Origin of the sequence: Bacillus sp. FJAT-29790, from assembly GCF_019039215.1 — a bacterium.
In the GTDB taxonomy this organism is placed as follows: domain Bacteria; phylum Bacillota; class Bacilli; order Bacillales; family Cytobacillaceae; genus Cytobacillus.
Genome location: NZ_JAHNZZ010000007.1, coordinates 16661 through 33187, shown reverse-complemented (window position 1 = coordinate 33187; position 16527 = coordinate 16661). Strand labels below are relative to the sequence as shown.

Annotated in this window: 14 protein-coding genes and 1 tRNA gene; 14 read left to right on the top strand and 1 reads right to left on the bottom strand. The window is 40.1% G+C overall.

From position 1 onward, the window contains the following. The first annotated feature begins 88 nt into the window (after positions 1-88). From pth to BGM26_RS21010, 11 genes are all read left to right on the top strand, one after another. Positions 89-649, top strand: coding sequence for an aminoacyl-tRNA hydrolase (gene pth / locus BGM26_RS21060; protein ID WP_217042253.1), 561 nt, complete (start codon positions 89-91; stop codon positions 647-649). Between the two features lie 184 nt (positions 650-833). Beyond that, on the top strand, positions 834-1064 hold the full coding sequence (gene fin, locus BGM26_RS21055) for an anti-sigma-F factor Fin (protein WP_217042252.1): 231 nt from the start codon (positions 834-836) through the stop codon (positions 1062-1064). A gap of 138 nt (positions 1065-1202) precedes the next feature. Next, positions 1203-4736, top strand: a complete 3534-nt coding sequence (gene mfd / locus BGM26_RS21050) for a transcription-repair coupling factor (protein WP_217042251.1) — start codon at positions 1203-1205, stop codon at positions 4734-4736. A 211-nt stretch (positions 4737-4947) separates the two neighbouring features. Then, on the top strand, positions 4948-5484 hold the full coding sequence (gene spoVT, locus BGM26_RS21045; RefSeq protein ID WP_217042278.1) for a stage V sporulation protein T: 537 nt from the start codon (positions 4948-4950) through the stop codon (positions 5482-5484). 361 nt (positions 5485-5845) lie between these two features. Then, positions 5846-7462 (top strand): putative polysaccharide biosynthesis protein, encoded by a 1617-nt coding sequence (locus BGM26_RS21040; protein WP_217042250.1) that lies wholly within the window; start codon positions 5846-5848, stop codon positions 7460-7462. After that, positions 7459-8919: a bifunctional methyltransferase/pyrophosphohydrolase YabN gene (gene yabN / locus BGM26_RS21035; RefSeq protein WP_217042249.1), complete on the top strand. Its 1461-nt coding sequence runs from the start codon at positions 7459-7461 to the stop codon at positions 8917-8919. The genes BGM26_RS21040 and yabN overlap by 4 nt, the downstream gene beginning before the upstream one ends. A gap of 67 nt (positions 8920-8986) precedes the next feature. Further along, the gene (locus BGM26_RS21030) at positions 8987-9253 is read left to right on the top strand and encodes an RNA-binding S4 domain-containing protein (protein WP_217042248.1); all 267 of its coding nucleotides are present in this window, start codon (positions 8987-8989) and stop codon (positions 9251-9253) included. A 95-nt stretch (positions 9254-9348) separates the two neighbouring features. Continuing rightward, positions 9349-9651 (top strand): sporulation protein YabP, encoded by a 303-nt coding sequence (gene yabP, locus BGM26_RS21025; RefSeq protein ID WP_217042247.1) that lies wholly within the window; start codon positions 9349-9351, stop codon positions 9649-9651. After that, positions 9648-10280 carry a spore cortex biosynthesis protein YabQ gene (yabQ, locus tag BGM26_RS21020; RefSeq protein ID WP_217042246.1) on the top strand — a complete coding sequence of 211 codons (633 nt, stop codon included), beginning with the start codon at positions 9648-9650 and terminating at the stop codon, positions 10278-10280. The genes yabP and yabQ overlap by 4 nt, the downstream gene beginning before the upstream one ends. 13 nt (positions 10281-10293) lie before the next feature. Beyond that, positions 10294-10701, top strand: coding sequence for an FtsB family cell division protein (locus BGM26_RS21015; protein WP_217042245.1), 408 nt, complete (start codon positions 10294-10296; stop codon positions 10699-10701). Positions 10702-10787: 86 nt separating this feature from the next. Further along, positions 10788-11267: a S1 domain-containing RNA-binding protein gene (locus BGM26_RS21010; RefSeq protein WP_217042244.1), complete on the top strand. Its 480-nt coding sequence runs from the start codon at positions 10788-10790 to the stop codon at positions 11265-11267. Between the two features lie 214 nt (positions 11268-11481). On the opposite strand, the gene BGM26_RS21005 is transcribed toward BGM26_RS21010, so the two are convergent. Then, positions 11482-11555 (bottom strand) — tRNA-Met (locus BGM26_RS21005). Positions 11556-11869: 314 nt separating this feature from the next. Between BGM26_RS21005 and spoIIE the strand changes: the two genes are divergently transcribed. The 3 genes from spoIIE (at position 11870) to BGM26_RS20990 (ending at position 16303) form a co-directional block, all read left to right on the top strand. Continuing rightward, a complete protein-coding gene (spoIIE, locus tag BGM26_RS21000) occupies positions 11870-14353 on the top strand; it encodes a stage II sporulation protein E (RefSeq protein ID WP_217042243.1) in 2484 nt (827 codons plus the stop codon). Positions 14354-14631: 278 nt separating this feature from the next. Next, a complete protein-coding gene (locus BGM26_RS20995) occupies positions 14632-15369 on the top strand; it encodes a VWA domain-containing protein (protein WP_217042242.1) in 738 nt (245 codons plus the stop codon). Beyond that, a complete protein-coding gene (locus BGM26_RS20990) occupies positions 15338-16303 on the top strand; it encodes a serine/threonine protein kinase (RefSeq protein ID WP_217042277.1) in 966 nt (321 codons plus the stop codon). The genes BGM26_RS20995 and BGM26_RS20990 overlap by 32 nt, the downstream gene beginning before the upstream one ends. Positions 16304-16527: the final 224 nt, after the last annotated feature.

The window sequence follows — 16527 nt, the reverse complement described above, 5'->3', positions numbered from 1 at the left end:
GTGCCCGCAGCGGAAATCAACGGGCAAACTTTGAAGGCTAAAACAACAATATATGCGAAAACGCCTTTTCTAAAATAGGGGTGAGAAAATGAAACTTATTGTAGGGTTAGGGAATCCAGGCAAGCAATATGATAAAACAAGACATAATATTGGTTTTGAGGTGATTGATGCACTTTCTGAAAGATTAAATATTCCGCTAAATCAAGCTAAATTCCAAGGGATTTATGGTGTTGGTCATGTGCAGGGTGAAAAAGTTTATTTATTAAAACCACTTACATATATGAACTTATCAGGAGAGTCTATTGCGGCGCTCATGGACTATTTTCAAATCGAAGAGGATGAGATTGTCGTCATTTACGATGATTTGGATTTGCCTGTTGGAAAAGTTCGACTTCGGCAAAAAGGCAGTGCAGGCGGACATAATGGGATTAAGTCAACGATAGCCCATCTTGGTACCCAAGAATTTAATAGGGTCAGGGTAGGCATCGACCGGCCTCCAAGCGGGATGAAGGTGCCGGACTATGTTTTGGGGCGTTTTTCAAAAGAAGAGCAAGAAATGATGGGCGAGGTTGTTCATAGGTGTGCGAACGCATGCGAGGATTGGATTTCAAAACCATTTTTGCAAATCATGAATGAGTATAATCAATAATTTTTCATATTCTTCGGTCTTAATCATAGGATAGTGTATTAGTCTAGATGTGAATTGGAGGCAATCGGCGATTTACTGGTTGCCACTATTGTACCGGAATCATTATTATAACTAATCTAGATGAATAGGTTTCTCCAGAAGTGTTCATACTAATTCTATTGAACTTTCCCAGGGAGGGACAGGCGTGGCTATTCATTATCATTGCCGTCATTGCGGAGTAAAAATTGGTACGATTGAAAATACAATGCTACACACGGAGCAGCTAGGGTTCCATACATTAAATGATGCAGAACGTCAGGAAATGATATCCTATGATCAATTTGGTGATCTTCAAGTAAAAGCAATATGCGAGGATTGCCATGAGTTGCTCGAGCGAAATCCCGATTATCACCAGCATGATTTTCTGATTCAATAACAGGCTTTGGACCGTCATCCAAAGCATTTTTCTATTTCTTAGTCCATGTTAAATGAATAGACTAGATAATTACTTAGTGATCCTGGAATTTTGTACGTTCTGTAAGTTGAAGCTAGACAGTTTGAGAGGAGGGCAGCCATGTTAGGACTTAAACGTATAATCAGTCAGCAAGATGATGTCAGGTCTGTCTTGTCTGGGATAGAAGAGGGATTAAAGGAACAGCTTATATCGGGTTTATCCGGTTCGGCACGCACGCTATTTCTAGCCTCTGTTTACGAGCAGGCTCGAAAACCGATCCTGATCGTTACCCACAATCTTCTGCAAGCACAAAAGCTATATGATGATATTGTTCATTTGGCTGGGGAATCGGAAGTGTATTTATACCCGGCAAATGAGCTAATTGCGGCGGAAATCAGTATTGCCAGTCCGGAATTAAAGGCGCAGCGTATTGAGGTATTAAATTATTGGAGCAAAAGTAAAAATGGAATCCTGATTGCTCCAATGGCTGGGCTCCGAAAGATCCTTCCGCCGGCATCCCTTTGGAGGGATTGTCAATTAACTTTAAAAATCGGCGATGAATTGCTTGAAGAAGGATTAATGAGATTTGTCCAAATGGGCTACTCACGAGTTGGGATGGTATCATCCCCAGGGGAATTCAGTGTTAGAGGCGGAATTATTGATATATACCCATTAACGGAAACAGATCCTGTCCGGATTGAACTATTTGATACGGAGGTTGACTCGATCCGTACTTTTTCATTGGAAGATCAGCGATCAAAAGGGAAGCTATCTGAAGTTACCATTGGACCGGCGACAGAATATCCTTTAGAAGCTGAGCATTTTAATAAAATGATTGAGAAAATTGAATCAGGTCTAGGATCTAGTCTGAAAAAATTAAAGAATGACAAAGCGAAAGCGCTGCTTGCTCAAAATATTGGCTTTGAGCTTGAGCAATTAAAAATGGGCAATAAACCAGATCAATTATTCAAATATCTTTCCTTAGCATATGGCGAAGGAAGTAGTTTAATAGATTATCTTCCTAATAACGCACTTATTTTTATTGACGAAATCAGCAGAGTCCAAGAAATGAATGATTCCCTGGAAAAGGAAGAGGCTGAATGGTACACAAACCTATTGGGCGAGGGGCAAATTATTCACGATGTGAAGATATCCCATCATTTACGGGGGGTTATTCAAAAAAGGAAACAGCCGATTATTTATATGTCGTTATTCCTTAGGCATGTGCCGAATACGAATCCGGAAAATATTATTAATGTTTCCTGTAAACAAATGCAGAACTTCCACGGTCAAATGAATGTGTTAAAAGGTGAGCTTGAACGATGGAAAAAGGGAAATTACACAGTTATATTATTAGGGCCTGATGAAGAGCGGGTAAAGAAACTGCAGAGGGTATTAGAAGACTATGAAATCGAAACATCATTTATCGATGAGAAACAGTCACTTCTCATTGGCAGGGTTCAAATTTCGGAAGGAAATCTTCATACGGGTTTTGAGCTGCCAAGCCAAAAGCTCGCTGTTATTACGGAAGAGGAGCTCTTTAATAAAAGAACAAAAAAGAAATCTCGTCGCCAAAATTTATCGAATGCGGAACGGATTAAAAGTTACTCAGAACTTAAAATCGGGGACTATGTTGTACATGTTAATCATGGGATCGGGAAATATCTAGGGATTGAAACACTTGAAATCAATGGACTTCATAAGGATTATCTTCATATACGCTATCAAGGTAGTGATAAGCTCTATGTGCCAGTCGAGCAAATTGATCTTGTGCAAAAGTTTGTTGGATCGGAAGCGAAGGAGCCTAAAATATATAAATTAGGCGGGAATGATTGGAAAAGGGTTAAGAAAAAGGTTGAATCCTCTGTTCAAGATATTGCCGATGATTTAATTAAGCTTTATGCAGAAAGAGAAGCTTCAAAAGGTTATGCTTTTAGCCCGGATGGAGAGATGCAACGGGATTTCGAAGCGGCTTTTGCCTATCAGGAGACAGAGGATCAACTTCGGTCGATTCATGAAATCAAAAGAGATATGGAAAGAGAACGCCCAATGGATCGCTTGCTTTGCGGAGATGTTGGCTATGGAAAAACAGAAGTAGCCATTCGATCCGCCTTTAAGGCAATTGCGGACGGAAAACAGGTTGCCATTCTTGTGCCGACGACAATCCTTGCACAGCAGCATTACGAAACAATGAAGGATCGTTTTCAAGATTATCCGATTGAAGTTGGACTGCTCAGCAGGTTCAGAACAAGGAAACAGCAGATAGAAACAATTAAAGGGCTGAAAGCAGGGACGATTGATGTCGTTGTCGGAACCCATCGTATTTTATCAAAAGACATTGTATACCGTGATTTAGGGCTCCTGATTGTGGATGAGGAGCAGCGCTTTGGTGTTACACATAAAGAAAAGATAAAACAGTTGAAAACGAATGTAGATGTGTTAACACTTACCGCTACGCCGATTCCGAGGACGCTGCATATGTCAATGTTAGGTGTCCGCGATTTATCGGTTATTGAGACGCCTCCTGAAAATCGCTTTCCGATTCAAACATATGTCATGGAATATAACGGCGGGATCGTTCGCGAGGCAATAGAAAGGGAACTGGCACGCGATGGCCAAGTATACTTCCTATATAACAGGGTGGAAGATATCGAACGAAAAACAGAGGAAATATCTATGCTTGTCCCTGACGCTAGGGTTGCATATGCCCACGGGCAAATGTCGGAAAATGAATTAGAATCTGTCATGTTAAGTTTTCTTGCAGGAGAGTTTGACGTTCTTGTGAGTACAACAATTATTGAGACAGGCGTAGACATCCCGAACGTCAATACACTAATCGTTCATGATGCGGATAAAATGGGCCTTTCACAGCTTTATCAGTTAAGAGGAAGGGTTGGCCGTTCCAACCGGGTGGCGTATGCCTATTTCACGTATCGAAAAGATAAAGTATTAACAGAGGTGGCCGAAAAAAGGCTTCAAGCAATAAAAGAATTTACTGAGTTAGGGTCTGGTTTTAAAATCGCGATGCGAGATTTAACAATCAGGGGCGCAGGAAACTTATTAGGGGCAGAACAGCATGGTTTCATCGATTCGGTCGGTTTTGATTTATATTCCCAAATGTTAAAAGAAGCAATCGAGGACCGAAAGGGGAATATTAATCAAGCAGATAAGCAAAGAATAGAAGTTGACCTTGAGGTAGATGCCTATATTCCTGATGCCTATATTTCTGACGGCCACCAAAAGATTGAAATGTATAAACGTTTCCGCGGGGCCTCCAGTTTAGAGGACATTGAGGAATTAAATGAAGAAATGCTGGATCGCTTTGGTGAATATCCGGGGGAAGTCTCTTATTTATTCCAAATGACGGAGATGAAGGTTCACGGGGAACTTGCTGGGATTGAGATCATTAAGCAAACGAAAAACGAAGTCTTAATTCTATTGTCTGAACAAGCCAGTGAGGGAATTGACGGTCAGAAGATCTTCAAAATTACAAGTAAATATGGGCGTGTCGTCGGTCTCGGGATGGACGGCAAAAAACTAAAGGCTGTTCTTCATATAAAAGGAATTAAAACAAATGAGTGGCTGAATATGGCTTTTGAAATTGTTCAAGGGATATATGAATCAAGGAAAGAGCAACTAGGTCAAACATTGTAATGAACTTTTGCAGAAATAGGAATATCTCGCTTTTTGGTATTCTATTCCATTTTTGCCATCAATTACATCGATGAGAAATAATATTTGAATGTGTATAGAACTTTCCAGATGAAAGATACTAAGTTCAAACATGGCGATGCATTCAATTTCTCCCAGTAAGGTGCATAGTCAAATGTTAATAAATCATCAGATGAAAGTGAGGCAACATTGGATGAAAGCAACTGGTATTGTTCGTCGAATCGATGATTTGGGCCGTGTGGTTATTCCGAAGGAAATCCGCAGAACATTGCGGATTCGTGAAGGAGACCCGCTAGAAATTTTTGTGGATCGTGATGGGGAAGTTATTCTAAAGAAATATTCACCAATAAGTGAGCTTAGCGATTTTGCAAAGGAATATGCAGAAGCTTTATATGACAGTCTGGGGAATCCTGTGTTAATATGTGACAGAGATACTTATATTGCCGTTGCTGGCGTTTCCAAAAAAGACTATTTAAACAAAAATATTAGTGACTTAGTTGAAAAAGCGATGGAAGAACGCAATTCGGTTATCATGAATCAAGCAGGTGAAATTTCCCTAATTGATGGGAACACAGAGCCTGCCTCCGCTTATACAATCGGTCCAATTATTGCGAATGGGGACCCGATCGGCGCTGTCATTATTTTTGCAAAAGAGGATTCTCTAGGAGATGTTGAACAAAAGGCAGTTGAAACAGCCGCAAGCTTCCTAGCGAGGCAAATGGAATCGTAAAGAACGGCAAGGCAACACTGCTACCCCGTTCAAAAACTTTTCATATCTGGACAAGAAATGAATATTTTCTGAAAGGGGTAGCGGAATGCTGCCTTTTTTCGTGGGGAAAAGGAAGGATCTGGTTTAGTATCGCACTAATGTCCAATTTTCTAATTTTGAAGTCCTTTCTAAGGTGGATAATAGTCGAACTGTGCTCCTGTGCCATAGCAGATTTGAGGAAGTGTTGTTCAGCTCGTCTTATTGCAGCACGAAGTATTTTCGGGGACGTTATCCATGAAGTGATTGAAGTCAGCTGCCATGCTATAATACTGTCGAACATGAAAGAGCTCGATAAAGTCCAGATCTTTGGAAGGAGAAGGCAATGGAGCGTGAGAAACATCCGGGCGATTTGTTTAAAGGGGCATTTATTTTAACAATTGCCGCCCTTTTTATAAAAATTTTAAGTGCTGTTTACCGCGTCCCCTTTCAAAATATTGTCGGGGATGTTGGATTTTATATCTATCAGCAGGTTTATCCTTTTTATGGGGTTGCCTTAGTGTTATCTACATATGGGTTTCCAGTTGTCATTTCGAAGCTTTACGCGGAACAAGTTTTTTTAAAAGGAAAGAATGGGATACAAAATTTATTTGTGGTCTCTGCTTTTATATTAATTATCTTAGGTTTTACGGGCTTTGCGATCCTTTTTTGGGGTGCGGATTGGCTGGCAGCGCAAATGGATGATCCGCAGCTTGCCATTTTGCTAAGAGTAGTATCGATTGTCTTTCTCCTATTTCCAATCGTATCTTTGCTCAGAGGTTATTTTCAAGGAAAAGGCAACATGGTTCCCACTGCTGTTTCACAAGTTTTTGAACAGCTATTCAGAGTATTAACGATCTTCCTCGCGGCATGGCTGCTGACAAAAAAGGGACATTCCTTGTACATCGTAGGCGGAGGGGCCGTTTTTGGCGCGGTGACTGGCGGAATCGTGGCTGTCGTCATTTTAATTACATTTTTATGGATGAAAAGAAAAAAGACCCCTTTAAAGATATGTTTGGATTTCAAAGAGGGAAAAAAAATAGCCAAAGCCTTGATCATCCAAGGATTTGCTGTCTGTGTAAGCAGCTTGCTTCTGATCTTTATCCAAATGGCTGATTCATTAAATTTGTATTCCCTGCTCGTAACTTCAGGTTTCAATAGCCTAGAAGCAAAAGAACTAAAAGGAATCTATGATCGGGGCCAGCCCTTAATTCAGTTGGGGATCGTTGTTGCTACCTCGATGTCTTTATCACTAGTTCCGTTAATTACAAGTGAAAAAGCGACAGGAAAAACTGAATTTCTACATGATAAAATCCGCGTTGCCCTCCAAATAGGCATTTTCGTTGGAGTTGCTGCTACAGTCGGGTTATGGAATATTATCAAACCAACAAATGTAATGCTATTTGAAAATAGCAATGGATCTGCTGTTTTGTCCGTGTTAAGTATTTTAATTTTGCTAAGCTCGGTTATTATTACGACTACTGCAGTTCTTCAAGGTTTAGGGCTGATCCTTTTCCCTGCCTTTGTCATTCTTTGCGGTTTTGGGATGAAATATATGATGAATATTCTCCTTGTTCCAATGTACGGAACAATGGGCGCAGCGGTCGCGTCATGCATCACATTATGTTTGATTATGCTGATTTTGCTGTTCAAGCTTGGGCTGTATTTGAAAATATCTATAATGAACATCCGCTTTTTGGCGGTAATTTGTATGGCAGCCCTGTTTATGGCCATTGCTTTGAAAACTTATTTGCATTTGACCGGCTTTTTAGCAGGAGGGGGCCACGATCGTTTATTCGCAGGTTTTCAGGCACTAAGTGCTGTTTTGATTGGTGGTTTTTCTTATTTGTGGATCGTATTAAAAGGAAATATATTTAAAGAGGAAGAACTCGCCATGCTTCCTTTTGGAAGCAAATTATCGTTATTGCTGCCAAAAAAGAATAGGAGTTGGAAAATTAAATGAAAAAAGTAAATATTATTGGGCTGGGCGCAGGTGATCTCGAACAGCTTCCACTTGGTGTTTATCGTGCGCTGAAAAATGCTTCTCACCTTTTTCTAAGAACAAAAGAGCATCCTGCTGTGAAAGAGTTAGAAATAGAAGGACTGGCATATACATCGTTTGATAGCATCTATGAAAAACATGAACAATTCGAGGAAGTTTATGAAGAAATTTGCGCATATTTGCTAGAGGCTTCTTCACAGGAAGAAGTTACATATGCTGTACCAGGCCATCCACTTGTTGCTGAACGCACTGTGCAGATTTTGCTCCAAAGAGGGCCTGAACAGGGAATAACGATCGAAATCGGTGGGGGACAAAGTTTTCTAGATGCACTATTTCAAGCTTTAAAAATTGATCCGATTGAGGGATTCCAGCTTCTTGATGGCACTGAGCTGAAAAAGGATGAAATCAAAATTAAGCAGCATATGATTATTGGACAGGTTTATGATCAATTTGTAGCTTCGGAAGTAAAGCTTACCCTCATGGAAATCCTCCCATATGATTATGACGTGTATATTGTCACTGCTGCGGGCAGCAAGGAAGAGCGGATTCGAAAGGTTCCGTTATTTGAGCTTGATCGTGAAGTAGAGTTAAATAATCTTACTTCTGTCTATGTGCCGCCAGTATCCGATGCTGCACTTTTATATAAAGACTTTTCCAAACTGCGGCAAATTATTGCTGAGCTGCGAGGCCCAAATGGCTGCCCTTGGGATAAGAAACAAACACACGAGTCATTAAAAAAATATTTAATTGAAGAAGCATATGAGCTCATTGAAGCGATTAATGAGGAAGACATTGACCATATGATTGAGGAGCTCGGAGACGTTCTTCTTCAAGTACTGCTTCATGCACAAATTGGTGAAGATGATGGCTTTTTCTCGATAGAAGATGTCATTGAAGGACTATCCGAGAAGATGATTCGCCGTCATCCGCATGTGTTTGGTAATTCAACAGCTGAAACAGAAGCTGAGGTATTGAAAAATTGGCAAGAAATTAAGAACGAAGAAAAGGGAGCCCCCTTAGATGATAAATCTCTTCTTGATGGAGTAGGCAAATCCCTCCCTAATTTAATGGCGGCGACTGAAATCCAAAAGAAAGCGGCGAAAGTAGGCTTTGATTGGAAGGAAGTTGGGCCTGCTTTGGAGAAAGTAAAAGAAGAGATCCGTGAATTTGAAATCGAGGCGGAAAGAAATAGCGACAAAATGACAAATGAGTTTGGCGATATTCTCTTTGCTTTTGTCAATATTGCCCGTTTTTATGACATTAATGCGGAAGAAGCTCTTTTCCAAACAAACCAAAAGTTCAAACGCCGTTTTTCATACGTGGAAAAAAAGGTAAAGGAAAGCGGAAAGGAATTTGCAGACTACCAATTAGAGCAACTAGATCAATTTTGGGACGAAGCGAAAGAAAAGGGATATTAATCGCAGATTAACGGGCAGTAAGCCCCCCACTGATGTAAGTTTCACTTTATGAAAGGAAGTGCTCGGGATGAGACTAGATAAATTTTTGAAAGTATCAAGATTAATAAAAAGAAGAACACTCGCAAAAGAGGTTTCCGATCAAGGGAGAATCTCGGTTAATGGTCAGCAGGCGAAAGCAAGCACAACCGTTAAAGTCGGGGATGAATTAGTAATTCGATTCGGACAAAAATTAGTTACCGTTAAAATCGACCGTTTACAGGAAACGACGAGGAAAGAAGAGGCAGCTGAGATGTATACGGTTATTAAAGAGGAAAAGGTCGAGGCAGAGGTGTAAACGCTCCGCCTTTCTAATTGGCTTGTTCTATTTCATCCTCCCATTTCATAAATATGTACAAAAAGGTTGTACTATGTGATTGCGAGGGATGGATGATGAGTCAATATTATGAAACGAATACGACGAAAACGAATGTTCAAGAACATGATGTGATTATGCGGGGCAGAAGGCTTTTAGAGATTACAGGGGTTAAACAAGTTGAGAGTTTTGATAATGAAGAGTTTCTTTTAGACACTGTTATGGGCTTTCTTGCGATCAAAGGGCAAAATCTACAGATGAAAAACTTGGATGTGGATAAGGGGATTGTTTCGATCAAAGGGAAAATATTTGACCTTGTTTATCTTGATGATCAGCATGGGGACAAAGCTAAAGGTTTCTTTAGCAAGTTATTCCGATGACATTAACCACTCAATTTACAACCATGCTGGCCATGGTCGGCATGGGTAGCATCTTTGGCGCTGCCCTTGATACGTATAATCGCTTTTTACAGCGAAAAAAAAGAAAAAGCTGGATCGTCTTTATTAATGATGTCCTTTTTTGGTTCGTGCAAGGATTAGCCGTATTTTATATATTATTTTTAGTAAACCGGGGCGAATTAAGATTTTATATTTTTATTGCCCTTTTGTGCGGGTTTGCGGCCTATCAGAGTTTATTTAAAAGAATTTATCTTCGTTTGTTAGAGTTTATCATCTCTATGATTATTTCTATTTACCGCTTTTTCGTGAAATTATTCTATTATGTTATCTATAAACCCATCCGTGGACTTATTGTTGCATCCATTGCATTAATATTAATGCTAGGAAAGGGCCTTTATACCCTTTTCAAAGTAGCTATAAAGGTCTTAATATTTATACTGAAAGTGGTTTCACTTCCTGTCAAATGGACTTTATCACTATTTTGGAAGGTTTTGCCGAAAAATATTAAAAAAACAGTCGAGAAATTATATAATAGAGTTGCAGGAAATTTCGGGCGGATAAAGAATACCTTTTTAAAATGGATTTCAAAGTGGAAAAAACATAAAGAGTAAGGAGGGAAGCGATTTGAGTGCCGTCAGGAAAAAAAATGTAGCCCAAATTCAAACAAGCTATGCTAAGGAGCAAGAAGTGGCCGAGATTAGTATAGGGAGAAAAAGAAAGCGTCTATTTAGAAGATTAGCTGTATTTTTTATAGGTGCTGCCACACTTTCTTTTTTCATGATCTCCACACTCGTTTCGCAATCCTCTGCACTTGAGGAAAAAAAGGCGGAAAAACAGAAGCTTGATCAGGAGCTGGCATTATTAAAGGAAAAGGAAGTCATCCTTGAGGAAGAAATCGTAAAGCTAAATGATGACGAATATATAGCCAAGCTAGCAAGGAAAGATTATTTTTTATCGGAAAGTAATGAAATAATCTTTAACCTGCCTAGTAAGGGGAAGAAAGAGGAAGGAAAAGAACAAGTATCTGATTAGACCTTGTATTGAACTCTTTTTTCAAATTCTGTATAATATAAGGTAAGTTTGATTTTTTATATCTTTAAGGAGGCAATTTGATTTTTATGTCAATCGAAGTGGGCAGCAAGTTACAAGGTAAGGTAACAGGTATTACGAATTTCGGAGCTTTTGTGGAGCTTCCGGAAGGCTCAACGGGTCTGGTGCACATTAGTGAAGTCGCAGACAATTATGTAAAGGATATCAATGACCATCTTAAAGTCGGTGACATGGTTGAAGTCAAAGTCATTAATGTCGAAAAAGATGGAAAGATTGGTTTATCCATCAAAAAGGCAAAAGACCGACCTGAGAGAACTGAACGACCTGAACGACCTGAAAGAGGCGAAAGAAGAGAGTCAAGAGGATACTCGCAAGGGCATTCACATTCTCAACGTCCACGCCAAGGCAGAGCAAACGATAATCGCGCGCCAAGAGAAAACTTCGAATCTAAAATGGCTCGGTTTTTAAAAGACAGCGAAGATCGTTTATCGTCGTTAAAACGTAATACTGAATCAAAGCGTGGGGGAAGAGGCGCTAGACGAGGTTAACTTGCTGCTGATTTGATATATATAGCAGGGTTTATCGTTCATATTCCCAAGCAAAAAAAGACAAGTCCATTGCGGACCTGTCTTTTTTTTGCCTTTTAATTAAAAAAAGCACCAGTTATATAAACTGATGCTTCCGATTACGAAAGGAATGAGTAGTGGTTGGTTCGCTTTTTAGCTTTTGCCCCAAAGCTTAACTAACTCTCTCACTTCTAGATAGCGGCAGAGGGGATCGAACCCCCGACCTCACGGGTATGAACCGTACGCTCTAGCCAGCTGAGCTACGCCGCCATGAATTAATAAGGCACAAAGAATATAATACAAAGATTTCTGCAAAAAGTCAATACATTTTCGAAAGAAATATGTCGGAAATATTTTCGGCATTTTTTTCTATTTAAAGAAACCCTTTTTAGGCGCTGCCATGGGATTTAATGGGGATCGGAAAACAGTCAAAAACAAACGTGGGTTTTCATTTTGTTTTCTTTTTGGATATTAAGGAGAAAACCGTCGAACGAAAAATAGGAGCTTGTCCGCTATTTTGACAAACTTCTATTTTTATTAATTTTATAATAATCAGAAAAGATGGAAACGGGGAGTGTAGTTAAATGCAAAAAGTAGAAAGGAATGTAATCGAGCCGCTCGGGGAAGTAAATTTTGGCAGATCTAAACTGGAATTGACAAACGGACTAAATAAATTTCAGGTATGGATAGAAACCTTCTTTCTAAAAAAGGGCTATATTCTTTTATTCATTGGTTTTTTGCTTGGAAGGGCATTAATTTTAGCGAAACTTACTCCTTTTTTTCTCCCATTTTTTGCTGCTGTTTATTTTATTAGAAAAGATAGAGCGCCAATTGCCTTAATTGGATTGATCGCAGGAGCGGCAACCTTATCAATTTCAAACGCGGTATCTGCATTTGGGGCTGCTTTCGTGTTTTTATTTCTTCTCCGGGTCTCGAAAAAATGGCTTCAAAATGAAATGAAAGCACTGCCATTTTTCGTGTTTTTCACATTACTAGGGGGGAAGTTATTAGAAAGCTTTATTTTGACAAGAAAATTATCTCTGTATGACGGAATGATGGCAGGGGTGGAAGCAAGCTTAGGTTTTATCCTCACCCTTATTTTCTTACAAAGCCTGCCTCTATTATCGATAAGCAAGCGTCGGCAGTCACTCAAGACAGAAGAAATTGTCTGTTTAATAATTATGCTCGCCTCAGTTATGACAGGTACAATTGGCTGGTCCGTTTATGATCTTTCGGTTGAACATATTATGTCCAGATATTTGGTGCTGCTTTTTGCATTTGTAGCTGGTGCTACGGTCGGGTCGACGGTAGGGGTAGTGACAGGTTTAATATTCAGTCTGGCAAATGTATCGAGTTTCTATCATATGAGTTTGCTTGCCTTTTCAGGTCTGCTTGGTGGCCTATTAAAAGAAGGGAGAAAGCTTGGTGTAGCTGCAGGTCTCCTTATTGCCACTTTATTAATTGGGATGTATGGCGAAGGTGGCGATAATCTTTTAAAGACAGTATTGGAAACATCAGCTGCTATTTTTTTGTTTCTTCTTACTCCTCAGGCGCTATCTACTAAACTAGCAAAACATATTCCAGGTACGCCCGAATATGCGGCTGAGCAGCAGCAATATATGCGAAAAATGCGGGACGTAACGGCGAAAAGAGTGGCCCAGTTTTCGAATGTCTTTCAGGCTCTTTCGAAAAGCTTCTCTTCTTATGATGAACCATCTGAGTGGGAGGACGATGATAACGGGCGGGAATTAGATTACTTTTTAAGCAATGTCACCGAGAAAACATGTCAAACATGCTTTAAGAAAGACCATTGCTGGACAAGGAACTTTGATACAACATATGACTATATGAAAGAGATTATGAATGAATTGGATTATAATCAAGACACTTTATCACCAAAGCTATCGAAGGAATGGGAAAAACATTGTACCCGTTCAAAAAAAGTAACGGAAACAATCCAGCAGGAGTTAACATTTTTCCATGCCAATAAAAAATTAAAAAAACAGGTGCAGGAAAGCAGAAGATTAGTTGCGGATCAATTATTGGGTGTGTCAGAAGTAATGGGTGACTTTGCAAAGGAAATTCAAAGAGAAAGGGAAAATCATCATAAGCAGGAAGAGCTTATTTTAGAAGCAATACAGGGGTTTGGCGTTCATATTGAGCATGTTGAAATATACAGCTTGGAACAAAGAAATGTTGATATTGATATGACGATCCCCTATTGCCAAGGGCATGGCGAGTGTGAAAAGCTGATTGCCCCGATGTTGTCAGATATATTAGGAGAAACAATTATTGTGAACTCAGAGGAATGTTCTACCTACCCGAATGGTTTTTGCCATGTAACTTTCCGTTCCGCAAAAGCGTTTACAGTAGAAACGGCAGTTGCCCATGCCGCCAAGGATGGAGGCTTTCTTTCTGGCGACAGTTATTCAACGATCGAATTAGGATGCGGAAAGTATGCGATTGCGATTAGTGACGGGATGGGCAATGGTGAACGGGCACATGCAGAAAGCAAAGAAACTCTTCAGCTTTTACAAAAAATATTACAATCAGGAATCGAGGAAAAGGTAGCAATCAAATCGGTGAATTCCGTTTTAACTTTACGAACAACAGATGAAATATTCTCTACATTAGATTTGGCTATGATTGATCTTCAAAATGCCGGCGTTGAATTTCTGAAAATTGGGTCAACACCAAGTTTCATTAGGCGAGGAAATAAAGTAATCAAAATCCAAGCTAGTAATTTACCAATGGGGATTATACCAGAATTTGAAGTGGATGTTGTTAGTGAACAATTAAAAGCCGGCGATTTATTAATTATGATGAGCGATGGGATTTTTGAAGGGCCAAAGCATGTAGAAAACTTTGATTTATGGATGAAAAGGAAAATAAATGAATTAAAAACGGATGATCCGCAGGAGGTGGCTGATCTCATCATGGAGGAAGTCATCCGGTCCAGGTCCGGATATATCGAGGATGATATGACGGTCGTCGTAGCTAAGATACAGCACAACACCCCGAAGTGGACAAGCATTCCGGTCCAGAAGATTCGCCAAAAGGCTAATTAGTTAATTTAACTTTATTCAGCAGAAGTTTTCCACTTCTATAAGCGGCGAGATGATTGCAAAATGGTATCCAATTCAGTGGGGGTTCAAACCGCGGCTGAATAAAGTCAAGCCTCCGGCGGATGCCTCAGATTTTTTAAAGGAATTTATCGAGCTAGCTCGATAAAAATCTGGGCGCAAATTCGCCAAGGCGAATTTGATCATAATGTATAGATAATATGTATAATTCCCCTCCTAATAGACAAAAATGGGTAACAACATAAAAAGTGGAGGGGAGTTTTATGAAAACAGGTACGTTAAAGCAAATTTTGCTAATTACGGATGGGTGCTCTAACCAAGGGGAAGATCCGATTGCGATGGCGGCATTGGCGAAAGAGCAGGGTATTACAGTTAATGTTATCGGTGTGATGGAACGTGATGAAATTGGCGAAAAGGGTATGAATGAAATTGAAGGTATTGCCATGTCGGGTGGAGGTGTAAGCCAGGTCGTATATGCAAAACAGCTCTCACATACGGTTCAAATGGTCACGAGAAAAGCGATGACGCAAACGCTGCAAGGAGTGGTAAATCGGGAACTGCAGCAAATTCTCGGAGGCTCCAAAAAAGTAGAGGATCTTCCGCCGGACCAAAGGGGAGAGGTCATGGAGGTTGTCGATGAACTTGGGGAAACAGCTGAGCTTCAGGTACTTGTTTTAGTTGATATAAGTGCCAGCATGAAGCAAAAGCTGCCTATCGTTAAAGAAGCTTTGTTTGATTTATCTTTAAGCTTAAATGCACGGTCAGGTGAGAATCGTTTTTCGGTTTTTGGCTTTCCAGGGAAGAAGAAGGAGGTCGAAAAATTATTGGATTGGACACCAAACTTAGGGTCATTGACAAGCATCTTCAGCCAACTAACAACAGGAGGGATTACCCCTACTGGTCCGGCCATTCGAGAAGCATTAACTTATTTCAAGAAAAAACGCTCGTTAAGGAGTCTGCTTTCCCGTGATGATGAATCATTCTTTGAAGAATCAATGTAAAGTGAATCCTGGTACGATTATTGAAGGAAAGTGGCATCATAATCGGTATACCATTGTAAAAGAACTAGGTTACGGGGCCAACGGAATTGTCTATTTAGCCCAATTCCGCAATCAGCAAGTTGCGCTGAAAATGAGCGATAATGGGCTATCAATTACCTCTGAGGTAAACGTCCTAAAATCCTTTGCGAAGGTCCAAGGCTCCGCCCTAGGGCCTTCTTTGCTTGATGTCGATGATTGGATACATAGAAATGGGCAAATATCCTTCTATGTCATGGAGTATATCCAAGGCCCTGATTTACTGACATTTATTCAGCAAAAGGGACAACCGTGGACAGAAGTTCTGATCTTGCAGCTTCTTACTGACTTAGATAAGCTCCATCAAAATGGCTGGGTATTTGGTGATCTTAAGCCGGATAATCTAATTGTAACCGGGCCGCCATCTAAGATACGCTGTATAGATGTCGGGGGGACGACCATTCAAGGGAGGGCAATTAAAGAATTTACGGAGTTTTTTGACCGGGGATATTGGGGACTCGGCACTCGGAAAGCTGATCCAGGCTATGATCTTTTTGCAGTCGCCATGATTCTGATAAACATCGCTTACCCGAAGCGATTTAACAAAACATCGGGTGATATGAAACAGCTTGAATCCATGGTGCGGCAAAAAAAAGAGCTTCAAAAATATAAGGAAGTCATATTTAATAGTTTACAGGGCAAGTATGGTTCTGCACAAGAAATGAGAAATGCGATGCTTCAAACCATCCAGGCACAGCCTGATAAAATAAATCAACAAGCCCAAGCACGGAATCAAGCAAAAGTAAGCCGGCAATCATATATTAAAAAGAAAAAAAGGGGAGGCATTTTCGAAACGATCTTGATCGTTCTAATTATTTCCCTTCTGTATATGTTTTATATTTACGGACAGTTAATATAAACAGCTCTCCGAAATCGTTTCTTCCCTTTTGAAATATGACAAGTCAAAATGGTATGCTCTAGACTGTAGTCGCTTTTTTGTTAGGCTGATTTTGTAAACTTTGTTGCTTTATAAGTGTGATTTTAAATATATTAATCTGAGTTGATTGGAGCGGAGGGCACTTGACTCCTGCGGGAATAGAGGGAAGCGGGAGACCCCGCAGGCGGTAACGCCGAGGAGGCTCT